This window comes from Streptomyces sp. NPDC055099 (assembly GCF_053607685.1).
This window is the reverse complement of sequence record NZ_JBSGUA010000001.1, coordinates 916339-931884: the sequence shown is the minus strand read 5'-3', so window position 1 is coordinate 931884 and position 15546 is coordinate 916339. Positions and strand designations below refer to the sequence as shown.

Sequence of the window (15546 nt, the reverse complement as noted above, 5' to 3'; positions counted from 1 at the left end):
TGTCATGACGAAGACCGTCAATCACTGGATCGGCGGGAAGACCGTCGAGGGTGTGTCGGGTACGTACGGCCCGGTGACCGACCCGGCGACCGGCGCCGTCACCACGCAGGTCGCCTTCGCGAACGTGGACGAGGTGGACGCCGCCGTCGCCTCCGCGCGCGAGGCGTACGCCACGTGGGGCAAGTCGTCGCTCGCCAAGCGCACCTCGGTCCTCTTCGCCTTCCGCGCGCTCCTGGACGCCAACCGTGACGCGATCGCCGAGCTGATCACCGCCGAGCACGGCAAGGTGCACTCGGACGCGCTCGGCGAGGTCGCCCGTGGCCTGGAGATCGTGGATCTGGCCTGCGGGATCACGGTCCAGCTCAAGGGTGAGCTGTCGACGGAGGTGGCCTCGCGTGTGGACGTGTCGTCCATCCGCCAGCCGCTCGGAGTCGTCGCGGGCATCACGCCGTTCAACTTCCCGGCCATGGTGCCGATGTGGATGTTCCCGCTCGCCATCGCGTGCGGCAACACCTTCGTGCTGAAGCCCTCGGAGAAGGACCCGTCGCCCGCGCTGAAGATCGCGGAGCTGCTGAGCGAGGCCGGTCTCCCGGACGGCGTCTTCAACGTCGTGCACGGCGACAAGGTGGCCGTGGACCGCCTCCTCGAGCACCCGGACGTGGCGGCCGTCTCCTTCGTCGGCTCCACGCCCATCGCCCGCTACATCCACACCACCGCGACCGCCAACGGCAAGCGCGTCCAGGCGCTCGGCGGCGCCAAGAACCACATGCTGGTCCTGCCCGACGCGGACCTCGACGCGGCGGCCGACGCGGCCGTCTCGGCGGCCTACGGCTCGGCGGGCGAGCGCTGCATGGCCATCTCGGCCGTCGTCGCGGTCGGCTCGGTCGGCGACGAACTGGTCGCCAAGATCAAGGAGCGGGCCGAGAAGATCAAGATCGGCCCCGGCAACGACCCGACGTCGGAGATGGGCCCGCTGATCACCGCCGCCCACCGCGACAAGGTCGCCTCGTACGTCACCGGGGCGGCGGCCGAGGGCTGCGAGGTCGTCCTCGACGGCACGGGCCACACGGTCGAGGGCTTCGAGGACGGCCACTGGATCGGCCTCTCGCTCCTGGACCGCGTGCCGGTGACGGCCGCCGCGTACAAGGACGAGATCTTCGGTCCCGTCCTGTGCGTCCTGCGCGTCGACACCTACGAGGAGGGTGTGGCGCTGATGAACGCCTCGCCCTTCGGCAACGGCACCGCGATCTTCACGCGTGACGGCGGCGCCGCGCGGCGCTTTCAGCTGGAGATCGAGGCGGGCATGGTCGGCGTGAACGTGCCGATCCCGGTGCCGGTCGGCTACCACTCCTTCGGTGGCTGGAAGGACTCCCTGTTCGGGGATCACCACATCTACGGAAATGACGGGACGCACTTCTACACCCGCGGCAAGGTCGTCACGACCCGCTGGCCGGACCCGTCGGACGCGCCGGAGGGCGTGGACCTGGGGTTCCCGCGGAACCACTGAGGGCGCGGGACGACCTGTCGTGGGGGTCCCCCCTGCTCCTTGAGAGCTTGGGGGAGTTTGCGGACATCCGTGCGGGGCACGAGGGCCTGCCGTACCGCATCCGTGGTACGGCTCGCTCGTGTCCTACTCCTCAGGTAGGCAAGCGGGTTCAGACCACCGGCTGCCTCGCATGGCAGCCCTCGCCCGTACGGTTGACGCATGGATCTACGACTGCCCAGGCGCAGACTGCTTGCCGCCGCGGCCGCCCTCGCCCTTCTGGCGGGGGCGGGCACGTGGACGGCGGCGGCCTCGGACGACGGGCCCGCCGTGCACCGCGAGGATCACCTCATGGAGATGCCCGGTGTGGACAAAACGGGCGGCGCGAAGATCGACACCTCGTACTTCACCGCGGGGGACCCGGACACGAAGCGCCCCGCCGTCCTCATCGGCCACGGCTTCGGCGGCAGCAAGAACGACCTGCGCGCCCAGGCCGAGGACCTGGCCGAGAAGGGCTACGCGGTCCTGACCTGGTCGGCCCGCGGCTTCGGCAAGTCCACCGGCAAGATCGGCCTGAACGACCCGAAGGGCGAGGTCGCCGACGCCCGCCGGCTGATCGACTGGCTGGCGAAGCGCCCCGAGGTGCAGCTGGACAAGAAGGGCGACCCCCGCGTCGGCATGACCGGTGCCTCGTACGGCGGCGCGGTCTCCCTCCTGGCCGCCGGGTACGACGACCGGGTGGACGCCATCGCCACCCAGATCACGTACTGGAACCTCAGCGACGCGCTCTTCCCGAACGGCGTGTTCAAGAAACTCTGGGCCGGGCTCTTCATCAACACCGGCGGCGGCTGCGAGCGCTTCGAGAAGCAGCTCTGTGAGATGTACAACCGCGTCGCGGAGGCCGGGAAGCCGGACGCCGCCGCGCAGAAGCTCCTCGCCGCCCGCAGCCCCGAAGCCGTCGGCGACCGCATCGACACCCCCGCCCTGCTCTTCCAGGGGCAGTCCGACTCCCTCTTCCCGCTCGGCCAGGCCGACCGCATCTCCCAGGCGATCCGCGGCAACCACGCGCCCGTGTCCGTCGACTGGATCTCGGGCGGCCACGACGGCGGCGACCGCGAGACGGGACGGGTGGAATCCCGCATCGGCTCGTGGTTCGACCGCTACCTGAAGGACGACGAGGGCGCCGACACCGGCCCCGCGTTCCGCGTGACCCGCACCGGAGGCATCGACTCCACCGACGGCGCCGCGCAACTGCGCGGCGCGAGCGGCGACCGGTACCCCGGCCTGGAGAGCGGGCAGCGGAAGATCGCGCTCAGCGGGCGCGACCCGCAGCGCGTCGAGAACCCCGCGGGCGCCGCGCCGCCCGCCATCTCCGCGCTCCCCGGCGCGGGCGGCGGCGGCCTCAACCAGCTCTCCTCGCTCGGCGTCGGCGTCTCCCTCGACTTCCCCGGCCAGCACGCCGCGTTCCAGTCGGCGCCGTTCAAGGACGACCTGCGGATCACCGGTTCACCGAAGGTGCGGGTGCACGTCAAGTCCGACAGCGAGGACGCCGTGCTCTTCGGCAAGGTGTACGACGTCGGGCCCGGCGGCGGCCAGAAGGTGCTGCCCTCGCAGCTCGTCTCGCCGATCCGCGTGGAGGGCGCGAAGGCGGGCAAGGACGTCACGATCACCCTGCCCGCCGTCGACCACGACGTGCAGAAGGGCCACCGCCTGCGCCTCGTCCTCGCCTCGACGGACCTGGGCTACGCCTCTCCGGCGAAGCCCGCCACGTACAGGGTGTCCGTGAAGAGCGACCTGTCGGTCCCGACGGCGCCCGGCGTGAAGACGGCCGCTGCCCCGCTGCCCGCCTGGGTGTGGTGGCTCCCCGCGGCCGGAGCCGTGATCGCCGTACTGCTCCTGGTCACCGCCAGGCGCCGCACCTCGGCGCCCGCGCCGGACCCGGAGCTCGCCGAAGTCCCCCTGGTGATCACCGACTTGAGCAAGCGGTACGCCAAGTCGACCGACCGCTACGCGGTCCGTGACCTCTCCTTCGGCGTCGAGAAGGGCCAGGTGCTCGGCCTCCTCGGCCCGAATGGCGCGGGCAAGACGACGACCCTGCGCATGCTCATGGGCCTGATCCGGCCCGACGCGGGCGAGATCCGCGTCTTCGGCCAGGCGATCCGGCCCGGCGCCCCGGTCCTCTCCCGGGTCGGCGCGTTCGTCGAGGGCGCGGGCTTCCTGCCGCACCTCTCCGGCCGCGAGAACCTGGAGCTGTACTGGAAGGCCACCGGCCGCCCCGCCGAGGACGCCCGCATGGACGAGGCCCTGGAGATCGCCGGCCTCGGCGACGCCCTTGCCCGCGCGGTGCGCACGTACTCGCAGGGCATGCGGCAGCGGCTCGCCATCGCCCAGGCGATGCTCGGCATGCCGGACCTGCTGATCCTCGACGAACCGACCAACGGCCTCGACCCGCCACAGATCCGCGAGATGCGCGAGGTGATGATCCGGTACGCGCGAGGCGGCCGCACGGTCATCGTCTCCAGCCATCTCCTCGCCGAGGTCGAGCAGTCCTGCACCCACCTGGTGGTCATGGACCGCGGCCGGCTGATCCAGGCGGGCCCGGTCGCCGAGATCGTCGGTTCGGGCGACACGCTCCTGGTGGGCCTCGCGGACGCCGTCTCCGACCCCATGGTCGACAAGGTGGGCGCCCTGCCCGGCGTCGCGTCGGCGGTCCGCGCGGACGGCGGCCTCCTCGTACGCCTGGACGGCACGGAGGCAGGCAGCGCCGCACGGCTGCTGCCCGAACTGGTGCGCCTGGAGCTGCCGGTGGAGTCCATGGGCCCGCACCGCCGCCTGGAGGACGCGTTCCTGACCCTGATCGACGGAGGCACCGCATGAGCGCCACAGCCACGGGGCCCGGCACGGAGCCGGGCATGCATCCGGGCACGGAGCGCGCCACGGCTCCCGGCTACCGCCCCGGCCGCACACTGCCGCTGCGGGTCGAGGCGGTGCGCCAGCTGAAACGGCGCAGGACCTTGGTCATGGCGGGGGTGATGACCCTGCTGCCCTTCGTGCTCGTCGCGGCGTTCGCCATCGCCGGTTCGCCGGAGTCCCGAAGCGGCCGGGTGACGCTGATGGACACGGCCACGGCCTCCGGCGGGAACTTCGCGGCGACGTGTCTGTTCGTCTCCGCCGGTTTCCTTCTCGTCATCCCCGTCGCGCTGTTCTGCGGGGACACGGTCGCCTCGGAGGCAAGCTGGTCGTCCCTGCGCTACCTGCTGGCGGCTCCCGTCCCACGGGCCCGCCTCCTGTGGTCGAAGCTGGCCGTGGCGCTAGGACTCAGCGCGGCGGCCATGGTGCTCCTGCCCCTGGTCGCCCTCGCGGTCGGGACGGTGGCCTACGGCTGGGGCCCGCTGGAGATCCCGACCGGCGGGACGATGCCCGCGGGGACGGCGGCGCAGCGCCTGGTGATCGTGGTCGCGTACATCTTCGTCTCCCAACTGGTCACGGCCGCCCTCGCGTTCTGGCTCTCGACGAAGACCGACGCGCCCCTGGGCGCGGTGGGCGGCGCGGTCGGCCTGACCATCGTCGGCAACGTCCTGGACGCGGTCACGGCACTGGGCGCTTGGCGCGACTTCCTGCCCGCGCACTGGCAGTTCGCATGGGCGGACGCGATCCAGCCGAAGATGGAATGGGGCGGAATGATCCAGGGCTCCGCGGTCTCGGTGACGTACGCACTGGTGCTGTTCGCGCTGGCGTTCCGGGGGTTCGCGCGGAAGGACGTGGTGTCGTGAGGGGGCTTTCAGCCCGTCCGGCGCTTGAGGACGAACTCGGCGGAGCCGGTGATTGACGGGGCGCAGGGCTTGGGGGTTCGTTCGCGCGGGCTTCAGCCCGTCCGGCGTTTGAGGACGAGCTCGGCGGAGCCGGTGACTGACGTCGCGCAAGGCCAGGGGGCCAGCCTGTCCGGCGTTTGAGGACGAACTCGGCGGAGCCGGTGATCGACGCCGCCCAAGGCCCAGGGGCCCGTTCCCGCATTGAGACTCTTCCGCAACCCTCCCGAGCGACCGTTCACCCCGCCCCCCGCGTCACAGTCATGTGAACCGACGACGCGAGGGGGCCAGGATGCGGACCTGGAAAGCACGGCGGGGGCTGCTCGCCGCGGCCGTGGCGGGCGGGCTGCTGCTCACCGGATGCAGCATCGGCGCCGAGAACACGGACCGGGCCGCCGACAGCAGCGGGAAGGAGCGGCGGGGCACGGCCCCGCTGCCCGCCCCGGGCCCCGCCTCGCCCGGCACCGGCGACGCGGCCACCCCCGGAGAGCAACAGGACGACAAGGGGCGCGGCTTCACCCCGCGCCCCGACTACCTCTCCACCTTCGCCCTGGACGTGGACACCGCCTCCTACGGCTTCGCCCGCCGCACCCTCGCCGAAGGCCGCCTCCCGGACCCGGCGACCGTACGCCCCGAGGAGTTCGTCAACAGCTTCCGCCAGGACTATCCGCGCCCCGACGGCGACGGCTTTTCCGTGAACGTGGACGGCGCCCGTACCGAGGACGACGACTGGTCCCTGATGCGGGTGGGCCTCGCCACCCGCGGCGACACGTCGGACGCCGAACGCCCGCCCGCCGCCCTCACCTTCGTGATCGACGTCTCCGGTTCGATGGCGGAGCCCGGCCGGCTCGACCTGGTCAAGGAGTCGCTCGCGATCATGACCGACGAGCTGCGCGACGACGACTCCATCGCGCTCGTCACCTTCAGCGACAGCGCGGAGACCGTGCTGCCCATGACCCGCCTCGGCGACCACCGCGGCAAGGTGCACTCGGCCATCAGCGCCATGGAACCCACCCAGTCCACCAACCTGGAGGCGGGCGTCCGCACGGGGTACGACACCGCGGTGGGTGGCCGGCGCGACGGTGCGACCAACCGCGTCGTGCTCCTCTCCGACGCCCTCGCCAACACCGGTGAGACCAGCGCCGACGGCATCCTGGAGCGCATCTCCGACGCCCGCCGCGAACACGGCATCACCCTCTTCGGGGTCGGCGTCGGCAGCGACTACGGCGACGCCCTGATGGAACGCCTCGCCGACAAGGGCGACGGCCACACCACCTATGTGTCCGACACCGAGGAGGCCCGCAAGGTCTTCTGCGAGCAGCTCCCCGCCAACATCGAGCTGCGGGCCCGCGACGCGAAGGCGCAGGTCGCCTTCGACCCGCGGACCGTCAAGCAGTTCCGGCTCATCGGCTACGACAACCGCGCGGTCGCCGACGAGGACTTCCGCGACGACGGCGTGGACGGCGGCGAGGTCGGTCCCGGACACACCGTGACCGCGCTGTATGCCGTACGGATGCGGCCGGGCGAGACCGGACACGTGGCGACGGCCAGTGTCCGCTGGCTCGACCCCGACAGCCGTGCCCCGCACGAGGAGTCGAACGAGATCGAGTCCGGGGACATGGAGGGCGCCCTGTGGCACGCCGACCGCGGCCTGCGCACCGCGGCGGTCGCCGCGTACTTCGCGGACGGACTGCGCCACGGCACCGGCACCGACACCGGAACCGGCACGACGGCCGACGCCCCCGAGCCCTCTTGGCGGCCGCTGCCCGGCGCGCCCACCTTCGCGGAACTGGCACGAAGCGCCGAGGAGTTGTCGTCGGACGCGGACGGCGACAAAGCCCTGCGAGACCTCGCGACCGCCGTCCGCCAGGCGGACCGCCTGAAGGGCGGCTCTGGGCACGGCGGAAGCGGGGGAGAGGACGAGGGCGAGATCACCGGCTAGCGCCGCCCGCAGAGCTGACGCTCGGCCCGCACCGGGTCGTTGGGGAAGCGGAACGAGGTGCGCTCCCAGACACCCGTGACATTGCGCAGGAACCTGCCGGGCGTCATCGGGTCCCGCGTCGCCGCCCGCAGCTCGGCCAGCGGACCGCAGTCGAGCGCGCGCCGGGCGGCGGCGACACCCGCCGGGTCGAGGCCCTCGGGGAGGGGGCCACGGCCCCGGTCGGCGAAGATCCACGTGTCCGGCAGCCGCTTGTCGTGGCCCACCCGGCCGTCGAGGCGCTCGGAGTGCGCGGCCAGCGGATAGGCGAGCCCGATCGGGTCGAGGGCGGCCCCGTCCAGCGGCACCACGGTGCCGCTGAAGCCGAGGGTGCTGTAGACGCCGGTGATCGTGGGGGAGTTGGCACCGACGGCGGTTCTGGCGAGGAACAGGGCGGGCGTGCCCGCACGGTCGGCCTCGCGTACGAGACGGGCGTACGCGACGTTGCCCGGGTAGCCCGCGAAGTCGTGGTGGAGGGGATGGGCCGCCGCGTTCTGCTGCACGTACACACCGCGCTCGTCCGCGACGCCGCCGGGCCCGATCCGCCCCTCGTACGGAATCCGCAGCCAGCTCGCGCAGGCCACGGCCCAGATCCCGACGCCCACCGTGGCGATGGTCCACGCGCGCGTGCAGGGCACCAGGAAGACCGGCAGGAGCATGAGGAGCAGCCCCGGCAGGAACATCCGGCCGTGCATGAAGTCGCCGCCCACCTTGATGACGTAGACCCAGCAGAGGAGTCCCGCGACGACGGGCGCGAGCGCGGGGACGAGGGAAGCGGCGTCCCGCCGGACGGCCGTGGCGGGCAGCAGCGCGGCGAGCAGGAACAGCGCGGGCACCCAGAGGAGGTAGGGCCCGGCGAAGTCCGCGAGGTAGTCGAACCCGCGCCCCCACAGGCTCTGCGAGGCCTCCTTGGTCACGCCGGGCAGCGGCATCAACTGCCCGTAGTACCCGATCCGAAAGACCTCGTACGCGACCGGCAGCGCGAGGGCCGCTCCCAGACCGCCGAAGGCGGCCCGCCGGGAAGGCCGCGCCATCAGCCACTGCGCGCCGAGGAAGACGGCGGACACGAGCGCCAGGTCGGGCCGCACGAGAGGGCCCAGACCCAGGACCACGCAGGTCGTGAGCGCCTTGGCCCGGGTCACCAGGAGCAGCCAGGCGCCCGCGATCCAGCAGGTGGCGAGCCCGGTCTCCAGGCCCGAGGTGGCGAAGTCCCAGACGGGCGGCAGCGCGAGCAGGATGAGGCAGCCGAAGGGGAGAGCCGCCTTGGAAATGTTGTCCGCGTTGAGCGCGTGCAACCGCAGCGCCCCGAGCGAGGCGAGCGCGAACCCGGCCGCGGTCAGCAGCAGCCCGCCGTACATCGCGGCCCTGGCGATGTCGAGGCCCGGCAGTCCCGCGAGTACGAGCAGCCACTGCCAGAGGGTGCCGGTGGAGGACTCGGCGCGTTCGCCCGCGTTGAAGACGGGGCCGTTGCCGGCCAGGATCTGCCGGACCGTACGGACGTAGATGTGCCCGTCGTCGGACATCCAGCGCCGCTGGAACCCGGCGAACGCGATGACGAGGGCCGGCAGCAGACAGAGGACGCCGCGCCGGAGCCTGGGCCCGGCGCCGCCGCGGGTGTTGATCAGCCCGAGGACGGCGTCGGGCTCACGGAGGGAGAGGTGCGTCGACGTCATGATCTTTTCATCGGCGCGGCTCAGGTGGGGCTTGAGGGATTTTCGGCCTGTCCGGCGTTCGAGGACGAACTCGGCGGAGCCGGTGATCCGGGGCGCGCGAGGCTTAGGGCCCACGGCTTGCTCGCCGCACGCCGCACGCCGCTCGTCGCTCGTCGCACACCGCTCGCCGCTCGCCGCACGCCGCGTCAGCGGATCTGCCGCCCCGAGATGGCCCGCGCGATCACCAGACGCTGGATCTCGCTCGTCCCCTCGAAGATCGTGTAGATCTTCGCGTCCCGGTACATCCGCTCCACCGGATGCTCCCTGCTGTACCCCGCACCCCCCAGCACCTGCACCGCCTTCTCGGTCGCCGAAACGGCCAGCTCACCGGCCCGGAGCTTGGACATCGAGCCCTGCCCCGCGTCGAACGCCTTGTCGTTGCGCGCCATCCACGACGCCTGCCAGATCAGCAGCCGCACGGCCTCGATCTCGGTCCGCAGGTCGGCGAGCGCGAAGGCGATGGACTGGTTCTCGATGATGGGGCGGCCGAAGGCGACCCGGGAGCCCGCGTAGTCCAGGGCGTACTCGTACGCGGCCCGCGCGATGCCCAGCGCCTGCGCGCCCACCGTCGGGCGGCTCACCTCGAAGGTCGCCATGGCGGCCTGCCCGCGGCCCCCGGAACCGGCTCTGGTCCCCTCCCGGGCCCGCGCGAGCCGGGCGTCGAGGCGCTCCTTGCCGCCGAGCAGACAGTGCCCGGGCACGCGTACGTCGTCCAGGAAGACATCCGCGGTGTGCGAGGCCCGTAGCCCCAACTTCTTTATCTTCTTGGCGCCTTCGAGACCGCTCGTGCCGGGCGGCACGATGAAGGCCGCCTGCCCCCGCGAGCCCAGCGACGGGTCGACGGAGGCGACCACCACGTGGACGTTCGCGATGCCGCCGTTCGTGATCCACGCCTTCTGGCCCGACAGGGTCCACTCGTCGCGTGCCTCGTCGTACGTCGCGCGCGTCCGCATCGCCGACACGTCCGAGCCCGCGTCGGGCTCGGACACGCAGAACGCCGCGACCTTGGGGTCGTCCTCGTCGCCGAAGCACTGCGGCACCCACTCGGCGAGCTGGTCGGGCGTGCCCGCGGAGAAGATCCCGGCCACCGCGAGCGACGTGCCGAACAGGGCCATGCCGATGCCCGCGTCGCCCCAGAACAGCTCCTCGTTGGCGATCTGCAGCGAGAGCCCGCTGGGGTCACCGAACAGGTCGGCCAGGGACTCGAATCCGTACAGGCCGATCTTCGCGGCCTCCTGGATGACGGGCCAGGGCGTCTCCTCGCGCTCGTCCCACTCGGCGGCCGCCGGCCGCACCACGTCGGCGGCGAAGCCGTGCACCCAGCCGCGCAGGTCCCGCTGTTCCTCGGTCAGTTCGAGCGAGAAGGCCATGGTGTGTTCCCTTCAGGGGGTCGGTCCAGACGTTCGGTGTCAGGCCTTCGGGATGTCGAAGTAGCGGGTCAGACCGGCGGCGAACGCCACATCGCCCACGATCTTGAGCTTGCGCATCATGAACATCGTCACGGGGCTCGCGTTGCCGGAGACCAGCTTGAGGAACTCGGCGTCGGCCATCACGAGCGTGACGCGCGGCTCGGCGTCCGAGCGACCCTCGCGGACGGCGCAGGTGCCCCGGGAGATCTCCGTCTCGTAGACCGCCTCGTCGACCCCGGTGATCTTCCAGCGGATCAGCGCCTCGACCGTGCCCGCGGCCTCCGGCTTGAACTGCCGGCCCATCCGCCCGAACACCTCCTCAAGGACGCGGGCGCGCAGCTCGGCGTCCTGGGCGATCTCGGTGATCTCCTTGCCGGAGAGCCCCTTCACGATCTTCGCGAACTCCTCGGGGGTGACGCTCGCGAAGTCAAGGCCGGCCAAGCCCTCGGGGCCACCGATGCCGTCCGCCATGGCGATCTCCTTACTCAAGAGTAAACTTACTAAAGGGTAAGGTAGCCCCGAGTCTGGGAGGCTGCAAGGGTGACGGTCAACGGGAGAACTGAGGGACGACGGAAGCGCGTTCCGCGCCAGGAGCGCGAGCAGCAGATCATCGATGTGGCGGTGACGGTCTTCGCCAAGCGCGGCTATCACGCCGCGTCCGTGGACGAGATCGCCGAACTGGCCGGCATCTCCAAGCCGATGGTCTATCTCTATCTCGACTCCAAGGAGGGGCTTTTCCTCGCCTGCCTGCGGCGCGAGGCCGACCGCCTGGTCGCCGCGTTCCAGGACGCGGCGCGGGCCGGCGGCGAAGCGCCCGAACTGCGCCTGCACGCGGGGCTTTCGGCGTTCTTCGCCTTCGTTGCCGAGCACCGCGACAGCTGGGTCGTGCTGCACCGCCAGGCGTCGGAGCTGAGCGAGGCGATCGCGTCCGCCGTCGCCGACGCGCGGCGTGCGGTGATGGCGGAGGTCGCGGGCCTGGTCCGGGACGGCATCGCGCAGAAGCCTGGCGGGTCCCGACTGGACGACGAGGACGCCGACTTCGTGGCGTACGCGCTGGTCGGCGCGGCGGACTCGCTCACCGACTGGATGGGCAACCATCCGGGCCAGTCGCCGGAGGGGGTCACCCTGCGGCTGATGAACATGGTGTGGGTGGGGATGGGCCGAGTGCTCGAGGGGGAGGTGTGGGTGCCGGGGGCGGGCTCCAGCTCGGGGTGAGCGCTGCTCTCGCCCCGGTTCTTGTCATCCGGGTGCGGGTGGCTCGCCGATTTCTGTGTTGCCCAACCCATTGAACTTTCCCTACGCGTGGGTAAGTTGACCTCCCAGTAAGTACGCACCGCATCACCTCCGCACGTCAGTTGATGGGCACGTCAGTTGGTAGCCGGGAGCCGGGAGCCGTCATGGGCGTACGCAAGGATCTGAAACGGGCGCAACGCCACCGCGGCCTCGCGGACCGCGCCACGGTGGCGATCGTCCGGGACGAGCACGGCACCGTGCGCGAGGCACGCACCGCCCCGCTCGCGGCGAAGCCCACCGCGGGCAGCACCGCCGACATCCCCTTCACCAACGCCGCGGAGGCGCCCGGCGCGGTCGTCCTGAGGCGCAAGCAGGGCGACCAGTGGCGTCCGGTCACCGCGGCGGCCTTCGCGCACGAGGTCACCGTCGCGGCGAAGGGGCTGATCGCGGCCGGGCTCCAGCCGGGCGGCCGGGTCGCACTGATGTCCCGTACGCGCTACGAGTGGGCCGTGCTGGACTTCGCGATCTGGGCGGCGGGCGGCCAGACCGTGCCCGTGTACGCCACATCGGCGGCGGAACAGATCGAGTGGATCGTGCGGGACTCCGGCGCGACGCTACTGATCGCGGAGACGGCGGAGAACGTCGCGACGGCCCAGGCGGCGGTCGGGGGCCTCACCGAGCCGCCGCGCATCCTCTGCGTCGACGACGGCGCCCTGCGCGAACTGGCGGACTCGGGCGCGGAGTTGTCCGACGAAGAGGTGACCAAACGCAGGTCCGCCCTCACCCCGGACTCGATCGCCACCATCTGCTACACGTCCGGCACGACCGGCAAGCCCAAGGGCTGCGTCCTGACCCACGCCAACCTGCACGCCGAGGCCGCGAACACCGTCGACCTGCTGCATCCCATCTTCAAGGAGATCACGGGCCAGGTCGCCTCCACGCTCCTCTTCCTGCCGCTCGCCCACATCCTGGGCCGCACCATCCAGATCGCCTGCATGCTCGCCCGCATCGAACTCGGCCACTGCCCGAGCATCAAGCCGGACGAACTCCGGCCCGAACTGCGCTCGTTCCGGCCGACGTTCGTCGTCGGCGTCCCGTACCTCTTCGAGAAGATCCACGACACGGGGCGCGCGACCGCGGAGAAGATCGGGCGCGGCGCGTCCTTCGACCGGGCCGAGAGGATCGCGGTGCGGTTCGGCGAGGCGTACCTGAACAAGTTCCTCGACGCGGGGAAGGGCGAGGGCCAGGGGAAGGGGAAAGGCACGCGCGCCCCCGGTCGGTCCCTCGGGCTCTACCTCGGCTGGGCGCTGTACGAGCTGCTCGTCTACCGCCGCATCCGCAAGGAAGTCGGCGGCAGGCTGCGCTACGCCATCAGCGGCGGCTCGCCCCTCGACCGCCGCCTGAACCTCTTCTTCTACGCCGCCGGAATCATCATCTACGAGGGGTACGGCCTGACGGAGACCACGGCCGCCGCGACCATCACGCCGCCGCTCAAGCCCCGCCCCGGCACGGTGGGCCTTCCGGTGCCGGGCACCGCCATACGCATCGCGGACGACGGCGAGGTGCTCATCAAGGGCGGCATCGTCTTCGGGTCGTACTGGAACAACCCGGCCGCGACGGACGCCGTGCTGCGGGACGAATGGTTCGCCACCGGAGACCTGGGCGCGCTCGACGACGACGGCTACCTGACGATCACCGGCCGCAAGAAGGACATCATCGTCACGTCCGGGGGCAAGAACGTCTCCCCGGCGATCCTGGAGGACCGGCTGCGCAGCAGGGCGCCGGTCGGGCAGTGCATCGTCGTCGGCGACAACCGTTCGTACGTCGCCGCGCTCATCACGCTGGACCCGGAGGCCGTGGAGCACTGGCTCGCCGTCCGCAAGCGCCCGAAGGACACACCGCTCGCCGAACTGTGCCGGGACCCGAAGATGATCGCGGAGATCCAGAAGGCCGTGGACTACGCGAACGAGGCGGTGTCGCGGGCTGAGTTGATCCGCAAGTTCTCCCTCGTCGAGGGCGAGTTCACGGAGGACAACGGCCTGCTCACCCCCTCCCTGAAGATCAAACGGCATGCGGTGGCGGCGGCGTACGAGAGCGAGATCGAGGCGCTGTACGGCGAGTCCGCACGGTGAGCGGCGCGCCTGACGGGCCCTACGATTTCGACGTACTGGTGGTCGGTTCGGGCTTCGGCGGTTCGGTGGCCGCCCTGCGCCTGACCGAGAAGGGCTACCGGGTCGGCGTCCTGGAGGCGGGGCGCCGCTTCACCCGCGATTCGCTGCCCCGCCACTCCTGGGACCTGCGGAACTACCTCTGGGCCCCGGCCCTCGGTCTCTACGGCCTCCAGCGCATCCACCTCCTGCGCAACGTCATGGTCCTCGCGGGCGCCGGGGTGGGCGGCGGCTCGCTGAACTACGCGAATACCCTCTACGTACCGCCGCCCGCCTTCTTCCGGGACAAGCAGTGGGCGGACATCACCGACTGGCAGGCGGAACTCGCTCCGTACTACGACCAGGCACGGCGCATGCTCGGCGTACGCCAGAACCCGACCATGACCGAGGCGGACGAGCACCTGCGGGCCGCGGCGGACCGGATGGGCGTGGCGGACACCTTCGGGCTGACGCCTGTGGGCGTGTTCTTCGGCGACGGGGCGGACGCGGGTGGCTGCGGGGCTGCCGTGGTCGGTGGCGGTACCGGCGGCGCCACCGGCTCCAGTCCTACAACGGGCGGGACACGCGCGGAAGTTCCCGATCCGTACTTCGGCGGGGCCGGTCCCGCGCGGGCGGCCTGCACCGAGTGCGGTTCGTGCATGACGGGCTGCAAGGTCGGCGCCAAGAACACGCTCACCGAGAACTACCTGTACCTGGCCGAGCGGGCGGGCGCGGAGATCCGCGCGATGACGACGGTGGTGTCGGTGCGGGAGGTTGCGGGGGGCCACGAGGTGGTGACGGTCCCCACCGCCAGGCGACGCAGGGGCGGTCGCACCGTCCTGCGCGCCCGCCATGTCGTCCTCGCGGCGGGCACGTACGGGACCCAGACCCTCCTGCACCGCATGAAGGACGAGGGCCTGCTGCCGGGCCTCTCCGACCGCCTCGGCAGACTCACCCGCACCAACTCCGAGGCCCTGGTGGGCGCGGTGACCTTCCCGCGCCGCTACCGCAAGAAACACGGCGCCGGCCGCCCCCTGGACTTCACACGAGGCGTCGCCATCACCTCGTCGATCCACCCGAACCCCACCACCCACATCGAGAACGTCCGTTACGGCAAGGGCTCCAACCTGATGGCGCTGATCTGCGTCCCGCAGTACAGCCGCAACCTCCCCAAGCCGCTGGCCGCCGTACTCGCCTTCCTCACCCACCCCGTGCTCGTGGCGCGCGTCGCCTCGACGCACCGCTGGTCGGAGCGCACGATCATCGGCCTCGTCATGCAGACCCACGACAACTCCCTCACCACACGCCTGGGACGCCGACGCCTGCTGACGGCCGAACAGGGCCACGGCGCGCCCAACCCCGTGCACATCGCGGAGGGCTGGGAGGCGGCCGGTCTGGTGGCCGAGCGCATCAACGGTTACGCGGGGACAAACTTGGGCGAGCTCCTCAACAAGCCACTCACGGCACACTTCCTGGGCGGGTGCCCGATCGGCGCCTCACCGGACGAAGGAGTGATCGACCCCTACCACCGTCTCTACGGCCACCCGGGGATCTCCGTGGTGGACGGCTCGGCGATCTCCGCGAACCTGGGCGTGAACCCATCCCTGACGATCACGGCACAGGCGGAACGGGCCATGGCGCACTGGCCCAACAAGGGCGATCCGGACACCCGGCCGACTCCGGGCGGGCGGTACGCGCGCGTGCGTGCCACCCGTCCGAAGAATCCCACGGTCCCCAAGGGCGCTTACGGGGAGCTGCGGCTGCCGGTGTGAGCC

The 15546-nt window shown here is 71.6% G+C and carries 10 protein-coding genes; 7 read left to right on the top strand and 3 right to left on the bottom strand.

Going from position 1 to position 15546, the window contains the following annotated elements; all coding sequences use genetic code 11:
- Positions 1–4: 4 nt before the first annotated feature.
- From mmsA to ACWFRU_RS04090, 4 genes are all read left to right on the top strand, one after another.
- Positions 5–1507: a CoA-acylating methylmalonate-semialdehyde dehydrogenase gene (mmsA, locus tag ACWFRU_RS04105; protein ID WP_453684366.1), complete on the top strand. Its 1503-nt coding sequence runs from the start codon at positions 5–7 to the stop codon at positions 1505–1507.
- 198 nt (positions 1508–1705) lie between these two features.
- A complete protein-coding gene (locus ACWFRU_RS04100) occupies positions 1706–4360 on the top strand; it encodes an alpha/beta fold hydrolase (protein ID WP_453684364.1) in 2655 nt (884 codons plus the stop codon).
- Between the two features lie 35 nt (positions 4361–4395).
- Positions 4396–5256, top strand: coding sequence for an ABC transporter permease (locus ACWFRU_RS04095; protein WP_453684536.1), 861 nt, complete (start codon positions 4396–4398; stop codon positions 5254–5256).
- 328 nt (positions 5257–5584) lie between these two features.
- Positions 5585–7234, top strand: coding sequence for a YfbK domain-containing protein (locus tag ACWFRU_RS04090; protein WP_453684362.1), 1650 nt, complete (start codon positions 5585–5587; stop codon positions 7232–7234).
- Here ACWFRU_RS04090 and ACWFRU_RS04085 read toward each other — a convergent pair.
- The 3 genes from ACWFRU_RS04085 to ACWFRU_RS04075 form a co-directional block, all read right to left on the bottom strand.
- A complete protein-coding gene (locus ACWFRU_RS04085) occupies positions 7231–8943 on the bottom strand; it encodes a hypothetical protein (protein WP_453684360.1) in 1713 nt (570 codons plus the stop codon). The genes ACWFRU_RS04090 and ACWFRU_RS04085 overlap by 4 nt on opposite strands.
- A gap of 185 nt (positions 8944–9128) precedes the next feature.
- Positions 9129–10352, bottom strand: coding sequence for an acyl-CoA dehydrogenase family protein (locus ACWFRU_RS04080; RefSeq protein WP_453684359.1), 1224 nt, complete (start codon positions 10350–10352; stop codon positions 9129–9131).
- Positions 10353–10391: 39 nt separating this feature from the next.
- The gene (locus ACWFRU_RS04075) at positions 10392–10862 is read right to left on the bottom strand and encodes an SCP2 sterol-binding domain-containing protein (RefSeq protein ID WP_453684357.1); all 471 of its coding nucleotides are present in this window, start codon (positions 10860–10862) and stop codon (positions 10392–10394) included.
- A 69-nt stretch (positions 10863–10931) separates the two neighbouring features.
- Here ACWFRU_RS04075 and ACWFRU_RS04070 point away from each other — a divergent pair, with 69 nt between their 5' ends.
- The 3 genes from ACWFRU_RS04070 to ACWFRU_RS04060 all read left to right on the top strand — a co-directional run bounded on the left by ACWFRU_RS04070 (position 10932) and on the right by ACWFRU_RS04060 (position 15543).
- Entirely contained in the window at positions 10932–11606 is a 675-nt protein-coding gene (locus ACWFRU_RS04070) for a TetR/AcrR family transcriptional regulator (RefSeq protein WP_453684355.1), read from the top strand.
- A 182-nt stretch (positions 11607–11788) separates the two neighbouring features.
- A complete protein-coding gene (locus ACWFRU_RS04065) occupies positions 11789–13756 on the top strand; it encodes an AMP-dependent synthetase/ligase (RefSeq protein ID WP_453684353.1) in 1968 nt (655 codons plus the stop codon).
- Complete coding sequence (locus tag ACWFRU_RS04060) at positions 13753–15543, top strand: GMC oxidoreductase (RefSeq protein WP_453684351.1); 1791 nt, start codon at positions 13753–13755, stop codon at positions 15541–15543. Before ACWFRU_RS04065 ends, ACWFRU_RS04060 begins: the two co-directional genes overlap by 4 nt.
- The last annotated feature ends 3 nt before the right edge of the window (positions 15544–15546 follow it).

Bases quoted from the DNA above. Each gene is read 5' to 3' on its own strand.
- mmsA (WP_453684366.1), top strand. From the start codon at position 5: ATGACGAAGACCGTCAATCACTGGATCGGCGGGAAGACCGTCGAGGGT.
- ACWFRU_RS04100 (WP_453684364.1), top strand. From the start codon at position 1,706: ATGGATCTACGACTGCCCAGGCGCAGACTGCTTGCCGCCGCGGCCGCC.
- ACWFRU_RS04095 (WP_453684536.1), top strand. From the start codon at position 4,396: ATGCATCCGGGCACGGAGCGCGCCACGGCTCCCGGCTACCGCCCCGGC.
- ACWFRU_RS04090 (WP_453684362.1), top strand. From the start codon at position 5,585: ATGCGGACCTGGAAAGCACGGCGGGGGCTGCTCGCCGCGGCCGTGGCG.
- ACWFRU_RS04085 (WP_453684360.1), bottom strand. From the start codon at position 8,943: ATGACGTCGACGCACCTCTCCCTCCGTGAGCCCGACGCCGTCCTCGGG.
- ACWFRU_RS04080 (WP_453684359.1), bottom strand. From the start codon at position 10,352: ATGGCCTTCTCGCTCGAACTGACCGAGGAACAGCGGGACCTGCGCGGC.
- ACWFRU_RS04075 (WP_453684357.1), bottom strand. From the start codon at position 10,862: ATGGCGGACGGCATCGGTGGCCCCGAGGGCTTGGCCGGCCTTGACTTC.
- ACWFRU_RS04065 (WP_453684353.1), top strand. From the start codon at position 11,789: ATGGGCGTACGCAAGGATCTGAAACGGGCGCAACGCCACCGCGGCCTC.